Below are 18,906 nucleotides of genomic sequence, written 5' to 3' on the forward strand. Positions count from 1 at the left end.
CGAACTGTGACGCATTCCTCAGGAATTCAAAGTTTCGCGATCTCGCGGGAAGGGGTGGCGAAGGTGGGCGCTTCTCCTGCCCATGTCCGGGAAAATGTGGTTAGCGCAGGCTCGCTTGGCCGGCTCTGGCGGAACATTAATGGTTTTTGCGCGTCGGGAACTGCGTGGGGCCGCCGTAATGCCCCGTCGTTTGACGAGAAATCCAGAAGATCACCAAGGAGAGCGACATGAGTCTGACACGCCGAGAGTTCCTGGAGGCCATGGTGGCCGCAAGCGCCGCCGGCTTTTCGATGAATGCCTGGGCTGGCGAGAAGGGATCCTGGCGACCGGCCGATGCGGATATGTATGACCTGCCGAAGTTCGGCAATGTCTCGCTGCTGCACTACACGGACTGCCACGCGCAGCTGAAGCCGGTGTATTTCCGCGAGCCGGACGTGAACATCGGGGTTGGCGACATGCAGGGCAAGCCGCCGGTGATGGCCGGGAAGGAACTGCTGGAATACTTCGACATCAAGCCCGGTACGCCGCTTGCGCATGCCGTGACGCACATGGATTTCAAATATGCGGCCGAGAAGTACGGGCGCCTGGGCGGGTTCTCCCACCTGTCCACGCTGATCCAGAAGCTCCGGGCGGAACGCCCGAACTCCCTGTTGCTGGACGGTGGCGACACCTGGCAGGGCTCGGCCACGTCGCTGTGGACCAACGGCCAGGACATGGTGGATGCGCAGAAGCTGCTGGGCGTGGACATCATGGTCGGCCACTGGGAGTTCACCTTTGGCGACGAACGGGTGATGGAGGTCATCGAGAACGACTTCAAGCCCAACAACATCGAGTTCCTGGCGCAGAACATCGAGGATCGCGACTGGGGCGACCCGGTCTTCGAGCCCTACACCATCCGCGAGATGAACGGGGTCCCGGTGGCGGTGATCGGCCAGGCCTTCCCGTATACCTCGGTGGCCAACCCCGACTACATGTTCCCGGACTGGAGCTTCGGCATCCGCGACGAAAACATGCAGCGGATGGTTGACGAATGCCGCGAGAAGGGGGCCAAGGTGGTCGCGATCCTGTCGCACAACGGCATGGTCACGGACATGGAGATGGCCCGCCGCCTGCGCGACGTGGACGTGATCCTGGGTGGCCACACCCACGATGCCGTGCCCGGGGCGATGGAGATCGAGAATGCCGGCGGCGAGCGGACCCTGGTGACCAATGCCGGCTCCAACGGCAAGTTCGTGGGCGTGATGGACCTGGATGTGACCGACAGCGGCATCCGCGACTACAAGTTCACGCTGCTGCCGGTGTTCTCCAACCTGATCGAGGCGGACGCGGAGATGGAAGAGCATATCCGCAAGGTTCGCGAGCCCTACGAGGACAAGCTGAGCGAAGAGTTGGCGGTTACCGACGGCGTGCTGTATCGACGCGGCAACTTCAACGGCACCTTCGACGAAGTGATCATGGACGCGATGATCAAGGAGATGGATGCCGAGGTGGCCCTCTCGCCGGGCTTCCGCTGGGGCGTGAGTGTGCTGCCGGGCTCGCCCATCACCTTCGAGGAGCTGATGACGCAGACCGCGACCACCTACTCGGAGACCCAGCGCAACGAGATGACCGGCGAGCAGTTGAAGAACGCGCTGGAGGACGTGGCCAACTCGATCTTCAACTCCAACCCCTATCACCACCGGGGGGGCGACATGGTCCGGACCTCGGGGATCGAGTACACCATCGATCCGCATGAATCCATGGGCAGCCGCATCAGTGATATGCACATCAACGGCGAGCCGCTGGATCCGGACAGGAAGTACGTGGTCGCCGGCTGGGCGAATGTCCACGAGCCGCTGGATACGGACCCGGTCTGGGACGTGGTCGCCAACTACCTGCGCGAGCACGACACCATCAGCCCCGGCAAGCCCTACCTGCCGCGACTGAAGAACGTCGAGGGCGATCCCGGTCTGGATCGCTGATCGACCACCCTGGCTTGGCCCGCGCGAGCGGGCCGGTTAGTCTCGCAGCCGCCGTGCACTGCCCGCACGGCGGCTTTTTTGTGGGAGCGATCCGGAGATGGAGACAAACGAACCGGGCTTCTCGGGCCTGTTGCTGTATTGCCGGCCGGGGTTCGAGGCGGATCTGACGGCGGAGCTGACCGACCGCGCGGCGCGGGCGGGATTGGGTGGCTTCGCGCGCGTGCGCGCCGGCAGCGGCTCGGTTCACTTCGAGCCGGCAGATGGCTCCGTCGAGGCGCTCGCGGGGGCGCTTCCGTTCTCCGCGCTGATCTTCGCGCGGCAGGTGTTCCCGGCGTTTCCGGTCCTCGAGGGGCTGGATCGCGCGGACCGGCTGACGCCGATCATCGAGCAGGCGGAGGCCTCCGGTCTGGCAGTGGATTCCGTCTGGCACGAGATGCCGGATACCAACGAAGGGAAAGGGCTGCGCCGCCTGGTCAAGGCGGTCGAGCGGCCGCTGGCCGCAGTACTGCGCAAGCGCGGGGTGCTGCGGGCACAGGCGGACGGGCAGCGGTTGCATGTCTTCTGGCATGCGGGCGATTGCGTGCAGCTCGGTGTGAGCCGGCCGGGGGAGCGCAGCGAGTGGCCGGGCGGCATCCTGCACCTGCGCTCGCCGCGCGAGGCCCCCAGCCGCTCGACCCTGAAGCTGGAAGAGGGGTGGCATACCTTCATCCCCCGGGAGGACTGGGACACGCGCCTGGCGCAAGGCATGCAGGCCGTGGATCTCGGGGCGGCACCCGGTGGCTGGACCTGGCAACTGGTACGCCGCGGGATGTACGTGCACGCGGTGGACAACGGGCCGATGGATGACCGGTTAATGGCCACCACCCAGGTGGAGCATCACCGCGAGGATGCGTTTTCGTGGGAACCCCCGAATCCGGTGACCTGGCTGGTCTGCGACATTGTCGACAAGCCGGGGCGCGTGGCGGCGCGTATGGCGGACTTGCTGGAGGCGGGCTGGTGCCGCGAGGCGATCTTCAACTTGAAGCTGCCGATGAAACGGCGCTGGCAGACGGTGGACCAGTGCCTGGACCATATCGAGGAGCGCCTGTTGGACGCCCGGATCGCCCACCGGATGCAGGCGCGACAGCTCTACCACGACCGCGAGGAGATCACGGTCCACGTGCAGCGCGACTGAGTCGGGCGTTATTCGCCCTGCACGGTAATGGTCAGCCGGCGCGTGTGGACGGCATAGCGGTGTTCCCACAGGAAGACGCCCTGCCAGGTGCCGAGGATCAGCCGCCCCTGGCCGACCGGGAGCGTCAGGTCGTTGTGTGTGAGCATGGCCCGGGCGTGGGCCGCCATGTCGTCGTCGCCTTCCATGTCGTGGCGGTAGGCGGGGTCGCCGTCCGGGGCCATGCGGGCGATCAGGGTTTCCAGGTCGTCGCGGACGTCGGGATCGGCGTTCTCGGTGACCAGCAGCGAGGCGCTGGTGTGGTGCTGGAAGACGTGGCAGGTGCCGGTGGTGATGCCGGAGGCACGGACGATGTGCTCCACGGCTTGGGTGATGTTCAGCGTGCCGCGGCCGCGGGTCTGCTGGGTCAGGCTGTCCTGGTACACGGCCATGCATCTACCTCGAATGCAAACAAAAAAGCGCCCGCAGGCGCTTGATTGGTCGGACTAATTTGGTGGAGGCGGCGGGAATCGAACCCGCGTCCGCAGGACCTCCGCCTTCGGCTCTACATGCTTATTCTGTCTTTGAGTTTAACCAGCCGCTACCCGACAGGCAGGGAATGCAACTGGCGATCCCGGTTGAGTTTTAATGGATCCACGCCGGGCACGCTTCACCACGAGCTTATGAGAGTCGACGCCCGATACTGGACGCATAAGCACGGCTCCAGTCGGACGGCATCTACCGGTTTTTAAGCGGCGAGTGCGTAGTTGTCGTCGTTGGCAACTATTTTTTTGCAGCGGTTTTTACGAGGTCCACTACAGCCTCGGCATGCACCTAAGGTTTCGCGACCCGCGTCGAAGCCAAGTCGCCCCCAAGTACTGTCATGGACATGGTAGCGCATCCGAAGTTCCCCGGCCATGTGATTCATCGGTGGGTAGAAGGTCAAGGGCGGGTTCACCACGAAGCTCACGAAGGCACGAAGGAGGGCCAGGTCAAGAGCGGTCCACAGGAAGACGGGGCGCTTGGGAAGGGTTTGGATAATTTGCTCTGGAATGGACCGGTCCGCGGGGTCGGGGCATCTATGAGATGGCCTGCGCTAGCTTCCTGGCTTCCCGCGGGTCGCCCTTGAACTTCTTCGTGCCTTCGTGTGCTTCGTGGTGAAAATGCCGTACTTCGGCTTCGAATGGGGCAGATGCGCCGGGTTGGCAGGTCCCGCGCGGGGGGCGGGTCCGGTACAATGCGCTGCTTTTGGCACGTCCGGTTCGAGGAAGCGCAATGCGGGTTGTGGAAGGGGGCGCGGCGGTCTCGCCGTTTCGGCTGCGGGCTCTGGAGGCAGGGCTGCGGGCAAGCGTACCGGGCGCGGGCCCGCTGGCCGCGCGGTTTGTCTATTTCGTGGAGACCCGGCGGCGGTTGACGCCGGACGAGGAGGCGGTGCTGACGCGCCTGCTGCGCGAGGGCGAGACCTGGGTAGCGCCCGAGTTCGCCGTGCAGCGGGAGCTGGTGGTGATCCCGCGCTTCGGCACGATCAGCCCGTGGTCGTCGAAGGCCACCGAGATTGCCCATCACGCCGGGCTGGAGGACGCGGTCGAACGGATCGAGCGCGGCATTCACTGGCAGATCGGGGGCGAGGCGGCGGCCGGCGCGGACCTGGAGGAGCTGGCCGCGTTGCTGCACGACCGCATGACCGAGGCGGTGATCGAGGATCCCGCGGCCGCGGCACAGCTCTTTCACAGCGAGACGCCGCGCTCGCTGGCGCGCGTGGAGCTGGGCGAGGACGCCCGCGCCGCCCTGGAGCACGCGAACGGGGAGCTGGGTCTGGCGCTTTCCCCGGACGAGATCGACTACCTGGCGGACGGATACTCCGCGCTGGGGCGTGCTCCGACCGACGCCGAGCTGATGATGTTCGCGCAGGCGAACTCGGAGCACTGCCGGCACAAGATCTTCAATGCCGCCTGGGTGCTGGATGGCGAGGCCGACGAACGCACGCTGTTCGGGATGATCCGCCAGACCCATGCGCGCCACCCCGAGGGGGTGCTCTCGGCCTACAGCGACAACGCCTCGGTGATCGCCGGTCACACGGGCGTGCGCCTGATGCCGGATGCGATCACCGGTGAATACCGACGTGAAACGCTGGATCTGCCGATCCTGATGAAGGTGGAGACCCACAACCACCCGACCGCGATCTCGCCGTTCCCCGGCGCCGCGACCGGTTCCGGGGGCGAGATCCGCGACGAGGGCGCCACCGGGCAAGGCTCCAAGCCGAAAGCGGGGCTTACTGGTTTCTCCGTATCGAACCTGCGGATCCCGGGCCGCGAGCAGCCCTGGGAGCGCGACTTCGGCCGGCCCGGGCGCATCGAGAGCGCGCGCCAGATCATGCTGGATGGCCCGATTGGCGCGGCGGCCTTCAATAACGAGTTCGGCCGTCCGGCGCTGGCCGGATACTTCCGTACGCTGGAGATGGCGCTGCCGAATCCGGCGGGTGGCGAGACGCTGTACGGTTACCACAAGCCGATCATGCTGGCCGGCGGGGTCGGGTCGATTCGTGGCGAGCACGTGCACAAGCAGGATGTGCCGGCGGGGACCCCGATCGTGGTGCTGGGCGGTCCGGCCATGCTGATCGGCCTGGGCGGCGGGGCGGCCTCGTCCATGGCCAGTGGCGCGAGCTCCGAGCAACTGGATTTCGCGTCGGTACAGCGCGGCAATCCGGAGATGGAGCGCCGCTGCCAGGAGGTGATCGATCGCTGCACGGCCCTGGGGGCGGGCAACCCGATCCTGTCGATCCACGACGTGGGCGCCGGCGGGCTGTCCAACGCGATCCCGGAGATCCTCGACGACGCCGGGCGCGGGGGCGTGATCCAGCTCCGGGACCTGCCGACCGCGGAGCCCGGCCTGTCGCCGATGGAGCTGTGGTGCAACGAGGCGCAGGAACGCTACGTCCTGGCGATCGCCGCCGAGCATCTCGAGACCTTCCGCACCCTGGCCGCGCGCGAACGCGCGCCGTTCGCGGTGGTGGGCCGGGCGACCGACGAGGGCCACCTGAAGGTCGAGGACAGCCTGTTCCACGAACCGCCGGTGGACATGCCCATGGGCATGCTGCTGGGCAAGACGCCGCGGATGACGCGCGAGGACCGGCGCCTGCCACCGCCGAATACGGCGTTCGACGCCGAGGCCTGTCCGCTGGGGGAGGCGCTGGAGCGGGTGCTGCACATGCCGTCGGTGGCCGCGAAGCACTTCCTGATCACCATCGGGGACCGCAGCGTGGGCGGCCTCGTCGCGCGCGACCAGATGGTGGGGCCGTGGCAGGTACCCGTGGCGGATTGCGCGGTGACGCTGACCGACTTCGACGGCTATACCGGCGAGGCGATGGCCATGGGCGAGCGCACGCCGCTGGCGATCCTGTCGGCCCCGGCCTCCGGGCGCATGGCGATCGGGGAGGTGGTGACCAATCTGGCGGCGGCGGATATTGACGGCACGCACGCGATCCGTATGTCCGCCAACTGGATGGCCGCGGCCGGCGTGCCCGGGGAGGACGCCAACCTGTTCGACACCGTCCGCACGATCGCGGAGGACCTGTGCCCGGCACTGGGCATCTCGATCCCGGTGGGCAAGGATTCTCTGTCCATGCGGACGGTCTGGGAGACCGCGGACGGGCAGGCGCGGCACATGCACGCGCCGGTATCGCTGATCGTATCCGGGTTTGCCCCGGTGGCCGATGCGCGCCGGACGCTGACGCCGCAGCCCGACCCGGAGGCCGATGACCGGCTCTGGCTGATCGATCTGGGGGAGGGGCATGGTCGCTTGGGCGGCTCCGCCCTGGCCCAGGCCTACGGGCAGGTCGGCGCGACCCCGCCGGACGTGGTCGATGCCGCACGCCTGCGCGCCTTCTTCGAGGCCATCACGACTCTGCGTCGCAACGGCCTGCTGCGCGCCTACCACGACCGTTCCGACGGCGGCCTGATCACGACCCTGCTGGAGATGGCCTTTGCCGGGCGTTGCGGGCTGGAGATCGCGGTCCCGGAGGGTCAAGCGCCGGGGGCGTGGTTGTTCAACGAGGAGCTGGGCGCCGTGGTGCAGGTCGCGCCCGGTGCCGAATCGGCCCTGCGCGACGCGATGGCGGAGGCTGGCCTGGAGGCGCATCTGCATCCGGTGGCCCGACGGACCGACGACGAGCGCGTGGTGATCCGCCATGGCGACCAGGAGGCCTTCTCCGCCACGCGCGCGGCGTTGCAGCGCCACTGGCAGGAGACCTCGGCCTGGATGCAGCGGCTGCGGGACGATCCGGAGTGCGCCGACGAGGAGCTCGCCCGGGTGGACGCCGACGGCGGCCTGCAGCCGCGGGTCACCTTCGATCCCGCCGAGGACGTGGCCGCGCCGATGATCGCGCGCGGGGAACGCCCCCGAATCGCGATCCTGCGCGAGCAGGGGGTTAACGGCCAGCTGGAGATGGCGGCGGCCTTCGAGCGCGCGGGGTTTGCCCCGGTGGACGTGCACATGACCGACCTGCTGGACGGTCGCCAGGATCTGGGTTCGATGCAGGGCGTGGCCGCCTGTGGTGGATTCTCCTACGGCGATGTGCTGGGTGCCGGTGGGGGCTGGGCGCAGACCATCCTCAACCACCCGGCGCTGCGGGATGCCTTCCAGGCGTTCTTCGAACGCCCCGAGACCTTCACCCTGGGGGTTTGTAATGGCTGCCAGATGCTGTCCCACCTGGCCCCGCTGATTCCGGGCGCGGGCCACTGGCCGCGCTTCGTGCGCAACCGTTCCGAGCAGTTCGAGGCGCGCCTGTCCCAGGTGCGGATCGAACCGGGCCCGGCGATCCTGCTGGAGGGGATGGCCGGCTCGGTGCTGCCGGTGGCGGTGTCGCACGGGGAGGGGCGTACATACTATGCCGATGGAGCGCCGATCCACGACCAGGCCGCGCTGCGCTATGTCGAGGCCGATGACACGCCGGCGTCGCAGTACCCGGCGAACCCCAATGGCTCCGTGGGCGGCGCCACGGGCTTTGCCAGCGAGGACGGTCGCGCGCTGATCATGATGCCGCACCCGGAGCGCGTGTTCCGGACCGTGCAGCACAGCTGGCACCCGGCGGACTGGGGCGAGGACGGACCGTGGCTGCGGCTGTTCCGCAATGCGCGCGCATTCGTCGGCTGAAGCGCGCCGGGTCGATGGTCTATAACGAAGGCATTTGGTCGGCGGACAGACGAGGCGGGTACGGACATGGATGACGCCAGCAAGGACGAATTCCTCGGGGAGGACCTGCGGGTTACGACGACTCTGATGATCGGCCCGTCGCAACGCCCGGTTACGGATCCCGTGCTGGCGCAGCGCCTGATCGAGAGCCTCGACCTGTTCGACGACGCACACCCGCGCGGAGCGATGCCCCACGAGGACGAGGGTGCCCCCGAGGTGCAGCGCCTGGAACACAAGCTGGACCTGCTGCTGCACCTGGTGGCGGAGTCGCTGCACCCGGAACGCCCGGACCCGGTCGAGTTGGTACTCAGCGGGCGTGGCATGGTGCTGCCCACGGGTACGCTGCCCGAGGATTGCGAGCGGGTGGAGGTCTATCTGAGCCGCTTGCTGCCGCAGCCCTGCGTCCTGGGTGTCGAGACTCCGACAACCCGCGGAGGCCAGCAAATGACTCGCTGGACGGGGGTCGAGGGGCCTCTGGAAGAGGCGCTCGGGCGGTGGATCTTCCGCCTGCACCGCCGCGAGGTGGCGGAGAAACGCCAGAAAGTTGACGGCAATCGCAATTAGACAGGATACTGCGAACTCGATCACATCATCGGATGCGGGCCGGGCGTCACCCGTTGCCACATCCGGTCGCGAACATCGGGGCACAGCGGTATGCGGGATCCGGGCGAACAGCAACAGGCGATGCGTATTGCACTCAGCGGTGACTCGGGCACGACGGATGCCACCCGGGCGATCCTGAACTGCCTGGGCTGCGAGGCCGAGCATCAGCCGGCCACTGGCACCTTCGAGAACGTCGCCCCCGCCGCGATCTGGCTTTGTGGACCCGCCGCGGAGCTGTCCGCCCGACTGCAGGATGCGCGAACGGAAGACGCCGCGGTGGTCGTGCAGCCCACCGACGGGGGCGAGGTCCAGGGCGAAGGGGTGGACTGCGTGGTGGAACACCCGCTTTCCATAGCGCGGGTTTCGCAGGTCCTGCAGTGGCTTCGGTTCGGCCGCGAGCCGGGATACGACGACATGCCCGGGCTGGTCGGGTCGCATCCGACCATGCAGGCGGTCAAGCGCCTGGTGGGCCAGGTGGCCCGCACCGACGCCACCGCGCTGATCCTGGGCGAGACCGGCTCCGGCAAGGAGGTGGTGGCCCGCGCCATCCACAACGCCTCGGACCGGGCGGACAAGCCGTTCGTGGCGGTGAACTGCGGCGCGATCCCCGGAGACTTGCTGGAGAGCGAGCTGTTCGGGCACGAGAAGGGCGCCTTCACCGGCGCCTTCACCGCGCGCGCGGGGCGTTTCGAACTGGCCGAGGACGGCACGCTGTTCCTGGACGAGATCGGCGACATGCCGCTGCCGATGCAGGTGAAGCTGCTGCGCGTGCTGCAGGAACGGGTCTTCGAGCGCGTGGGTTCCAACAAGTCGCTCCCGGCGCGGGCCCGGATCATTGCCGCCACCCATCGCAACCTGGATGACGCGGTGGCGGATGGCAGCTTCCGCCAGGACCTGTTCTTCCGCCTCAGCGTGTTCCCCATCGAATTGCCGCCCCTGCGCGAACGCACCAGCGATATGCCGCAACTGATCGGCGCGCTGGAAGAACGGCTGCGCGAGCAGGGCATGACCCCGGCCCACCTGACGCCGGCCGTGGTCGCGCACCTGGGGCAGCTCAACTGGCCCGGCAATATCCGCGAGCTGGCCAATCTGCTGGAACAGCTGGCGATCATGTATCCCGACCTGCCGGTGGATCTGGCACAGCTGCCTCCCCGGGTCCGTCCGGAAGGGATCGAGGATCTGGCCGTGACCTCCCCCACACCCGGCGGCACCGAGTCGGGGTCGGCGGGCGCCAGCCTGCTGGCCGGTGGACTGCCGCCGGAGGGGGTCGATCTGCGCAGCTTCCTCAATGATCTCGAACGCGACATGATCACCCGCGCGCTGGACGAGACCGGGCATGTGGTGGCGCGCGCGGCGCGTCGCCTGGGGATGCGCCGCACCACACTCGTGGAGCGCATGCGCAAGTTCGGGCTCGGCAAGGCCTGACCCGGCCTCCGGCCAGACGGGCCCCGACCGTAGTGGAGGTCGGGATCCCGTCACCACAAGCCCTGAATTCCCGCGCGACGGTCGACGGATGCTTGACGGGTTGCCCTCCCGTTTTGGATAAACCCCCAATTAATCAGTTACCTGTAACGCTGGCGCGTTTTTTGCTGAACCTTCCCCGAATCTCTATGGGAAGACGTTCATGTCGCGAGCCACAATCCTGTTGGTGGATGCCGAACCGGCACTGCGCGAGGCCGTGGTCCGGGTCCTGGCCACGATTCCTCGAGTCCGACTGCAGGCCTGCAAAGCGGCCGACCTGCCGCAAACCGTGGAAGGGGCCCGTCCCGCAGCGGTGCTGCTGGGCGGTGAACCCGCCCTGAGCGGAGAAGTCCTTCCCGAACCGCGATCTTGCGTCGCCGCGATCAGTCTGGAAGCCAGTCGCGAACGCGAGCTGTCGGCCATGCGAGCCGGGGTGGACGCGCACTTTGCCCTGCCGGAGATGGCGGACGCTCTGGCCGAGTGGCTGCGGCCGCTGCTGGTCTCGGCGCAGGAATTCGAAGCGCCGGCGCTGGTGGCCCGCAGTGCTGCGATGCAGGGGATCGATCGTTTTGTATCGCGGATCGCGCGCAGCGCCGCCACGGTCTTCGTGACCGGCGAGTCAGGGGTGGGCAAGGAGGTCCTGGCGCGGCAGCTGCACGCGCGCTCCCCCCGCAGCCGCGGGCCGTTCGAGGCGATCAACTGCGCCGCGCTCCCGGAGGCCATGCTGGAGGCGATGCTCTTCGGGCATGCCAAGGGCGCCTTTACCGGTGCGCTGGAGGCCCGGCCCGGCAAGTTCCAGCGGGCCCACGGCGGGACCCTGCTGCTGGACGAGGTGACCGAAATCCCCGTGCACCTGCAGGCCAAGCTGTTGCGGGCGCTGCAGGAGCGGGAGGTAGAGCCGCTGGGCGGGCGCCAGGCACAGCGTGTGGATGTGCGGGTGATCGCCACCTCCAATCGCGATCTGCGCGAGGCGGTGGCCGAAGGCCACTTGCGCGAGGATCTGTATTACCGCCTGAACGTCTTCCCGCTTTGCATCCCGCCGCTGCGGGAGCGCCCGGAGGATATCGTGCCACTGGCACAGGCCCTGCTGCGGCGGCTGAGCCGCGGGCGCCTGGGGGAACTGGACGCCGCGGCGCAGCGGCGACTGCGGGAGCACGACTGGCCGGGCAATGTCCGCGAGCTGGCCAATGTGATGGAGCGCGCGATCACGTTGCACGAAGGCGATGACGACCGGGTGACGCTGGAGGCGGTCTGGCTGGATGCGGACATGCTGGCGCCCTGGAGCTCGGGCGACTCCGGCAATCAGGCGATCCGGATGAACACGCCCGAGTGGTCGGCCAGCGACGAAAACCCGACGCCGATGCTGGAGCAGACCCTGCAGACCCAGGAGAGCCGGGTGATCCTGAATGTCCTGCGCGAGTCCGGCGGGCGGCGCAAGGAGGCCGCGGACCGACTGGGAATCAGCCCCAGAACATTGCGTTACAAGATTGCGCGCCTGCGCGAGAACGGCTTTGCGGTTCCGGCGTCGGGATGACGCCCAGCGAGGCTGGCATATGGATTGCTTGGAGTTTTGAAGAAAACGGTAAGCCGCGCACATGGGAGCACAAGGGTTCCGTGCAGAGCGCCGGGTCGCCATAGCGAGAACCCCCGAGGGTAGGAAAGATGAGCGAGATGCAGATTCAGAACGTCCTGCAGCAGATGCGTCAGCTGACGCAGACCAGCGGGATCGAGGGGACCAACCCGGCCCACCCCAATCGCGAACCGCAGCGGGTGGGCGGGGCGGATTTCCAGAACGTGCTGACCGAGTCGCTGCGCGGCGTGAACCAGACCCAGCAGGCCGCTTCGGATCTACAGACGCGCTTCGAGCTGGGCGACGACAGCGTCAGCCTGCCGCAGGTGATGACCGCAATGAGCAAATCCAGTATCGCCTTCGAGGCGACCAACCAGGTGCGCAACCGGCTGCTGACGGCGTACCAGGAAATCATGCGGATGCAGGTCTGATCGGCCGGACGGGCTGAGGGAGAGAACGGACGATGGCCGACAATGCACAGTCCCTGCCCGCGGTGGTGACCGGGGGATTCAAGGAGTTCAACGGGATGCCCGCGGGCCGCCAGCTTGCCCTGATCGGGATGCTGGCCGGCGCGATCGTGGTGATCGTGGCGCTGCTCTACTGGGCCATGCGCCCCACCTACGTGCCGCTGTTCCCGCGCATGGACGCCGAGGACGCGGCCGAGGTCGTGCAGGTGCTGTCGCAGGCCGGCATCCAGTACCAGGTGGATTCCACGACCGGGCAGGTGAAGGTCCCGCAGGGCGATGTCGCCGACGCGCGGCTGCAGCTGGCCGGCGAAGGGCTGCCGCGCTCCGGCGACCTCGGCTTCGAACTGTTGCAGGAGGACACCGGGCTTGGCACCAGTCGGATGATCGAGGGGGCGCGTCATCACCGGGCGATGGAAGGCGAGCTGGCGCGCACGGTCGCCTCCCTGGATGCGGTGGATCGCGCGCGGGTGCACATTGCCGAGGGGGAACAGTCGGTGTTCGTGCGCGACCGCCGGCCGGCCAGCGCCTCCGTGGTGGTGCACCTGCGCGGCGGACGCTCCCTGAGCGAGACGCAGGTGGGAGCCATCGTGCATCTGGTGGCCTCCAGCACCTCCGATCTGGATCCCGAGCGGGTCACCGTGGTCGACCAGCGCGGCACGCTGCTGACCCAGGACGGCGGCGAGGCGGGCATGGGCGGCAGTGGCGATCGCCTGAACTTCACACGGGATGTGGAGAACCGCTATACCGACCGCGTTCGGGATCTCCTGATCCCGATCGTCGGGCGCGACAAGGTGCGCGTTCAGGTCAATGCCGATATTGATTTCTCGCGCGTGGAGCGAACCGAGGAGCTGTACGATCCCGAGACCATCGCGCTGCGGTCCGAACAAAGCCGGGAGGAAGAGCGCACGGGTCCCGAAGGCGGTGCCGGGGGCGTCCCGGGCGCGCTGACCAATCAGCCCCCCGAGGGCGGCGTGGTCGGGGAAGAGGGCGAGGAAGGTGCCGCTGCTCCGGCGCCGCTCCCGGGCAGTCGCAGCACCAACGTGACCAGAAACTACGAGGTCGATCGCCGCATCAACCACATCCGCGAGATGCCGGGCGGCGTGCGCCGGGTCTCCACCGCGGTGGTCGTGGACTTCCGTCAGGAGGTCAACGAGGACGGCGAGACGGTGCAGGTGGCGCGGGACGCCGAGGAACTGGAGCGCATCGAGGCATTGGTGCGCGAGGCGGTTGGATTCAACGCCGAACGAGGCGATACGATCAATGTGGTGACCGCGCCGTTCGAGGCGCCCGCGGACGAGATCCCGGCGGAGGAGATCGCCTTCTGGGAGCAGCCCTGGTTTATCGAGGTGCTGAAGATCGTGGCGGCGCTGTTGCTGGCCCTGATCATCCTGCTGACGGTGGTGCGCCCGGCAATGAAGCAACTGATGAAGCGTCCGGCACCGCCCCCGCGGCGCGAGGATGACCGCGAGGCCCTGACCGACGAGTCCGGCGGCGAGGCCGGCATGGGGCCGAGCGAGGGTTCGGCCGTGGCCGCGCTGACGGGTCCCAAGGGTCCGGATCAGCAGGAGATGGATCTGGAGGCCGTGCGCGAGATGGTCCGCGAGGATCCCAAGCGCGTGGCGCAGGTAATGAAGACCTGGTTGGGTGACGATGGCCGCTGACAAGAACTCCAAGCTGGAAGGCGCCGAGCGCGCCGCCGTGTTCATGATGAGCCTGGGCGAGGATGCCGCCGCCGAGGTCATGCGCCACATGGGGCCCAAGGAGGTGCAGAAGATCGGCACCGCCATGGCCTCGATGGACCGCATCTCGCGCAGCGATGTGAACGCCGCGCTGCACGAGTTCTCCACCCATGTGCAGGAACAGACCGCGCTGGGCGTGGGCGCCGACGAATACGTGCGCAGCGTCATGGAGAGCGCGCTGGGCGACAAGGCCTCGGGCCTGATCGACCGCATCCTGCTGGGACGCAATTCCAAGGGCATCGAGGCCCTCAAGTGGCTGGACCCGCGCGCCATCGCGGACATGCTGCGCAATGAGCATCCGCAGATCGTGGCCATCGTGCTGTCCCATCTCGATTCCGACCAGGCCTCCGACACCCTGCAGTACCTGCCCGCGCGGGTGCAGTCCGACATCGTGATGCGCATCGCCACCATGGATGGCGTGCAGCCCCAGGCCCTGCAGGAACTCGACGAGATCCTCGACCGGCAACTCTCCGGTAATGCGGCGAGCAAGACCTCGATGCTGGGGGGCGTGCGCTCGGCGGCCAACATCATGAACCTGATGGAGGGTTCGCGGGAGGCCGAGATCATGGAGACGATCAAGGAGTCGGATTCCGATCTGGGCACGCGTATCGAGGAAGAGATGTTTGTCTTCGATAACCTGGTGGATATCGACGACCGTGGCATCCAGACGCTGATGCGCGAGATCCAGACCGAATCCCTGGTGCTTGCGCTGAAGGGCGCCGACGACGACCTGAAGGACAAGATCTTTCGCAATATGTCCAAACGTGCCGGCGAGATGCTGCGCGAGGATCTCGAGGCCAAGGGCCCGGTGCGTGTCAGCGAGGTCGAGGCCGCGCAGAAGGAGATCCTGTCGGTGGCTCGGCGCCTGGCCGAGAACGGCGACATTGTGCTTGGCGGTGGCGGTAGCGAGGCCATGTTGTGAGCGACAGCTCGGCGGCCAGGCTGTATACCGACGCCTCGGCGTCGCTGTGGGAGCCGCCGGAGATCGGTGACGACGGTGTCCATCCGCCGCGCCGTCTGCCCACCGCCGCCGAGATCGAGGCGATCGAGGAAGAGGCGCGCAAGAACGGTTTCGAGTCTGGCTATGCCGAAGGTCACGAACTGGGCCAGAAGGAGGCGGAAAAGGCGGCCCGGGCGCGCGAGGACAAGAAACTGCGCGAAACGGTGGCCGCACTGGAGGCGGTGGCCGGCAGTCTCGCCGATCCGCTGGCCGATGCAGCCGACGCCCTGGAGCCGGAGCTTTTGGCCCTGGTGACGGTCCTGGCGCGCAAGGTCGTGCAAAGCGAGCTGGAGTCCCGGCCGGAGCAGATCCGGGCGGTTCTCGAGGGCGCGCTGGCTCAGTTGCCGGGACGCAACCAGGAGGTGCGGGTGCATCTGAACCCGGAGGACCAGGGGCTGGTCGAGACCTACGCCGAGCGCGCGGACGCGCGCATCACCTGGGTCTCGGATCCGGGCCTGGCACGCGGCGGGTGCCGGGTGGAGGCGGGCGCGGCGAGCGTGGACGCGAGCCTGGAGCGGCGCTTGCAGCATGCGGTCGAGGCCCTGTGGAACGGCGAGTATGCCCCGGCCGCTGACACCGAGCCCCGGGATGACAGCGCCCATCAGGCGTCCGACCGCCCGGATGCGGAGGAGTCATGAGCACTCCGATCGACGAACTGCGCCGCAAGGGCCGCGAACGTCTGAGCACGGGGCTTCTGGACCGGTTGCAGCAGTCCCGGGGGCGCGTGGAGCGGGTCAACCCACCCCAGGCGGAGGGGCATCTGTCGCGCCTGACCGGCCTGACGCTGGAGGCCGAGGGTCTGCGCCTGCCGATTGGCGGGCGCGCCCTGATCCACGGCGAAACCGGGGAGCCGGTGCCGGCGGAGGTGGTCGGTTTCCAGAACGAGCGCACCTTCCTGATGCCGGAGGAGCTGGCCACCGGGTTGACCCCCGGGGCGCGCATCGAACCGCTGGACAACCAGCGCCAGATCCCGGTGGGCGAGGGGCTTCTGGGACGGGTGATCGATGCCAACGGGGCACCCCTGGATGGCCAGGGGCCGATCCGCACCCATGATTTTGGGCCGCTGGCCGGGCGTCCGATCAACCCGCTGCAGCGTGCGCCCGTGCGCGAGCCGCTGGATGTCGGGATCCGGGCGATCAACGGCCTGCTGTCGGTGGGGCGCGGCCAGCGGCTGGGCCTGTTCGCGGGTTCGGGGGTCGGCAAGAGCGTTCTGCTGGGCATGATGACGCGCAACACCACAGCGGACGTAATCGTGGTCGGCCTGATCGGCGAGCGTGGTCGCGAGGTGAATGAGTTCATCCACGAGATCCTGGACGAGGAGTCGCGTACCCGTACCGTGGTGGTCGCGGTTCCCGCGGATCAGTCGCCGCTGCTGCGCCAGCATGGTGCCTGGGTGGCCACGGCGGTGGCCGAGCATTTCCGGGACCAGGGGCTGCACGTGCTCCTGCTGATGGACTCCCTGACCCGGTTTGCCCAGGGGGCGCGCGAGATCGCGATGGCCATTGGCGAGCCACCGGCTTCCAAAGGCTATGCGGCGTCGGTGTTCGCGCGCCTGCCACAGTTGGTGGAGCGAGCGGGCAATGGCGATGTCGGCGGGGGCTCGATCACGGCCTTCTACACCGTGCTGGCCGAGGGTGATGACCAGAACGACCCGATCGTGGACGCAGCGCGGGCCATCCTCGACGGTCATGTGGTGCTCTCGCGGGAGATCGCGGAGACGGGCCGCTACCCGGCCATTGATGTCGGGGCGTCGGTCTCGCGTGTGATGTCGTCACTGATCACTCCGGAACACGAACGCGCGGCCCGCCGCTTTCGTGATCTGGCCGCCACCTACATGCGCAATCGCGACCTCATCGCGGTGGGGGCCTACCGCAAGGGCGCCGATCCGCATCTGGATGAGGCGGTGGCGATGCATGAACGCCTGGAGGCCTATCTGGGGCAGGGCCGCGACGAGGCCGTCAGCTTCGACCGCGCCCGGGATGATCTGCTGGCCCTGGTCGGGGGTGGCGCGGCATGAACCCGAAGCGCCTGGAGCGCCTGCTGCGGCTGCGCAAGATCGAGGAAAGCGAGGCGACGCGCCAGCTGGGCGAGCGGCTGCAGCAACTGGATGCCATCGCCGGCCAGCGCGAGCGCCTGGAGACCTATCAGCGGGAATACCTGCAGGCAACCCTGCCGGACGATGCCAATGCGCTGAAGTGGCTGGCCGGCATGCGCGACCAGTTGCGCTCCGCGCTGGAGCAGCAGGATCTGCGCATCCAGGCGGCCGAGTCCCAGGTGGAGACGGCGCGCCAGGAGTGGCTGGAACGCCATCGAAACAGCCTCTCGCTGGAGAAGCTGCTCGAGCGCCGGCGGGCCGAGACCGCGCGGCATGACGCGCGGCGCCAGCAGACAGAACAGGATATGTGGGCCACCCGCCAGGCCCATGCGCGCGAGGCAGACGCGCGTTGGCAGGGTTCTTGAATGGACCCTGAGTATCGATTGAGGCATGGGCCCGGGGATGACCCCGGCAGACCGAGGATCCGGCAATGATCGCAACACAGAATACGGGCCAGGGCATGCTGCCGCTGCTGCAACTGCTGGGCGGCAGCTCGATGCAGGGCCTGGACGACCTGAAAGGCCTGCAAGGCCGCCTCAAGGGCCAGGACGGCGAGGACTTCCTGGCCATCCTGGAGCCCCAGATGGAGTCGCTGCTGGCCAGCCTGGGCGTTCCCGGCGAGGAACTGGAAGGCCTGGACCTGGAGGCGATGCTGGCGCGACTCCAGGACTTGCTGGACGGGCAGCCCCTGGCCGCGGATCCCGAAGGGGGTGGCAATGCCTTGCCGGTCGCCGCGCTGATGGCTGCGACCCAGGAACCGGGACGAGCCGAGGTGCCCCGCGCCGAAGGTACCCCGGCCCGGGGAGGAGGCGAGGAGCGGGCCCTGCCAGTGAAGCCGCTGCCGGCCGCGGTCATGCGGCTGTTCGTCGAAGCGGCCCAGGCCAATGCCGGACGGGATGGCGCGGTTGCCCTGAAGCCCGACGTGGTGGGTGCGCAGGGAGGCATGGCCCGCGACAACGTCCTGGAGATCCTCGCCCAGTGGATGGGGCAGGGGGGTGACGAGGCGCGCCGCGGCCGTTCCGACCCCCTGAGCGGGGTGCTGCCGGCCCAGGGGCTCGGGCAAGCCGAAGGGACGGACGGGGCGCGGGCGCTGCCGCGCCTCGATCTGACACGACTCCTGCAGCAGCCCAACGGGGCCCGGGAGCTGGCCGACCAGGTGCGCATGCTGGCCCAGGCGCAGGGCGGGCGTACCGAACTCAAGCTGCACCCGCCGCAACTGGGCAGCCTGGATGTGCGTGTGCTGGTCGAGGGTGATCGCACCAGTATCCAGTTCATCAGTGCCAACCCGGTGACCCGCGAGGTGCTGGAGGCGGCCATGCCGCGCCTGCGTGACAGCCTGGCCGAGAGCGGCCTGATGCTGGACGATGCGACCGTGTCCGACCACGCGGCCGAGGAGCAGGCGGAGCAGGAGGCCGGCGAGACGGCGCTCGCGGCGGATGACGAGGCCGCCGAGGCCGAGGACCGCGAGGCCGCCGATGGCAGCACGCTCTCCATGCTGAACCGGCGCCTGGACCTGTTTGCCTGACCGGCCGTGCTTGGGTGCAGCCGCGGCCTGCGGCCGTGGCTGCAGGCCCGTTCCTGCGCTTATGCCGGCTTCCCCCATGTTCCCGTGTGCCGCCAAGATTCCGTCTTTCACGGCGGCCGGGCGGCCGATTCTTGACGTTCTTCAT

The 18,906-nt window shown here is 68.2% G+C and carries 14 protein-coding genes and 1 other RNA gene; 13 read left to right on the plus strand and 2 right to left on the minus strand.

Features of this window, described 5'->3' with window-relative positions; translation table 11 throughout:
• The first annotated feature begins 227 nt into the window (after positions 1 to 227).
• The gene (soxB, locus tag F793_RS0102070) at positions 228 to 1,961 is read left to right on the plus strand and encodes a thiosulfohydrolase SoxB (RefSeq protein ID WP_018877352.1); all 1,734 of its coding nucleotides are present in this window, start codon (positions 228 to 230) and stop codon (positions 1,959 to 1,961) included.
• A gap of 97 nt (positions 1,962 to 2,058) precedes the next feature.
• On the plus strand, positions 2,059 to 3,135 hold the full coding sequence (rlmM, locus tag F793_RS0102075; protein WP_018882120.1) for a 23S rRNA (cytidine(2498)-2'-O)-methyltransferase RlmM: 1,077 nt from the start codon (positions 2,059 to 2,061) through the stop codon (positions 3,133 to 3,135).
• Positions 3,136 to 3,143: 8 nt separating this feature from the next.
• On the opposite strand, the gene F793_RS0102080 is transcribed toward rlmM, so the two are convergent.
• Together F793_RS0102080 and ssrA are read right to left on the minus strand one after the other, a co-directional pair.
• On the minus strand, positions 3,144 to 3,563 hold the full coding sequence (locus tag F793_RS0102080; protein WP_018877354.1) for a secondary thiamine-phosphate synthase enzyme YjbQ: 420 nt from the start codon (positions 3,561 to 3,563) through the stop codon (positions 3,144 to 3,146).
• Between the two features lie 60 nt (positions 3,564 to 3,623).
• Positions 3,624 to 3,984: a transfer-messenger RNA gene (gene ssrA / locus F793_RS13515) on the minus strand.
• A 402-nt stretch (positions 3,985 to 4,386) separates the two neighbouring features.
• On the opposite strand from ssrA, the gene purL reads away from it, so the two are divergent.
• From purL to F793_RS0102135, 11 genes are all read left to right on the plus strand, one after another.
• Positions 4,387 to 8,262 carry a phosphoribosylformylglycinamidine synthase gene (gene purL / locus F793_RS0102085; protein ID WP_018882119.1) on the plus strand — a complete coding sequence of 1,292 codons (3,876 nt, stop codon included), beginning with the start codon at positions 4,387 to 4,389 and terminating at the stop codon, positions 8,260 to 8,262.
• A gap of 66 nt (positions 8,263 to 8,328) precedes the next feature.
• Entirely contained in the window at positions 8,329 to 8,865 is a 537-nt protein-coding gene (locus F793_RS0102090) for a PilZ domain-containing protein (protein ID WP_018882118.1), read from the plus strand.
• Positions 8,866 to 8,955: 90 nt separating this feature from the next.
• Positions 8,956 to 10,329 carry a sigma-54-dependent Fis family transcriptional regulator gene (locus F793_RS0102095; RefSeq protein ID WP_018879069.1) on the plus strand — a complete coding sequence of 458 codons (1,374 nt, stop codon included), beginning with the start codon at positions 8,956 to 8,958 and terminating at the stop codon, positions 10,327 to 10,329.
• Between the two features lie 199 nt (positions 10,330 to 10,528).
• Positions 10,529 to 11,899 (plus strand): sigma-54-dependent Fis family transcriptional regulator, encoded by a 1,371-nt coding sequence (locus F793_RS0102100; protein ID WP_018882117.1) that lies wholly within the window; start codon positions 10,529 to 10,531, stop codon positions 11,897 to 11,899.
• Positions 11,900 to 12,027: 128 nt separating this feature from the next.
• A complete protein-coding gene (fliE, locus tag F793_RS0102105; protein ID WP_018882116.1) occupies positions 12,028 to 12,366 on the plus strand; it encodes a flagellar hook-basal body complex protein FliE in 339 nt (112 codons plus the stop codon).
• Positions 12,367 to 12,398: 32 nt separating this feature from the next.
• Positions 12,399 to 14,063, plus strand: a complete 1,665-nt coding sequence (gene fliF, locus F793_RS0102110) for a flagellar basal-body MS-ring/collar protein FliF (protein ID WP_018866245.1) — start codon at positions 12,399 to 12,401, stop codon at positions 14,061 to 14,063.
• Positions 14,053 to 15,063, plus strand: a complete 1,011-nt coding sequence (gene fliG / locus F793_RS0102115) for a flagellar motor switch protein FliG (RefSeq protein WP_018866246.1) — start codon at positions 14,053 to 14,055, stop codon at positions 15,061 to 15,063. Before fliF ends, fliG begins: the two co-directional genes overlap by 11 nt.
• Positions 15,060 to 15,779: a FliH/SctL family protein gene (locus tag F793_RS0102120; protein ID WP_018879073.1), complete on the plus strand. Its 720-nt coding sequence runs from the start codon at positions 15,060 to 15,062 to the stop codon at positions 15,777 to 15,779. Before fliG ends, F793_RS0102120 begins: the two co-directional genes overlap by 4 nt.
• Positions 15,776 to 17,158 (plus strand): FliI/YscN family ATPase, encoded by a 1,383-nt coding sequence (locus tag F793_RS0102125; RefSeq protein WP_018866248.1) that lies wholly within the window; start codon positions 15,776 to 15,778, stop codon positions 17,156 to 17,158. The genes F793_RS0102120 and F793_RS0102125 overlap by 4 nt, the downstream gene beginning before the upstream one ends.
• Positions 17,155 to 17,601, plus strand: coding sequence for a flagellar export protein FliJ (gene fliJ, locus F793_RS0102130; protein WP_018866249.1), 447 nt, complete (start codon positions 17,155 to 17,157; stop codon positions 17,599 to 17,601). The genes F793_RS0102125 and fliJ overlap by 4 nt, the downstream gene beginning before the upstream one ends.
• A gap of 65 nt (positions 17,602 to 17,666) precedes the next feature.
• Complete coding sequence (locus F793_RS0102135; RefSeq protein WP_018882115.1) at positions 17,667 to 18,761, plus strand: flagellar hook-length control protein FliK; 1,095 nt, start codon at positions 17,667 to 17,669, stop codon at positions 18,759 to 18,761.
• Positions 18,762 to 18,906 lie beyond the last annotated feature (145 nt).

Origin of the sequence: Thioalkalivibrio sp. ALE22 (assembly GCF_000381445.1) — a bacterium.
GTDB lineage: Bacteria > Pseudomonadota > Gammaproteobacteria > Ectothiorhodospirales > Ectothiorhodospiraceae > Thioalkalivibrio.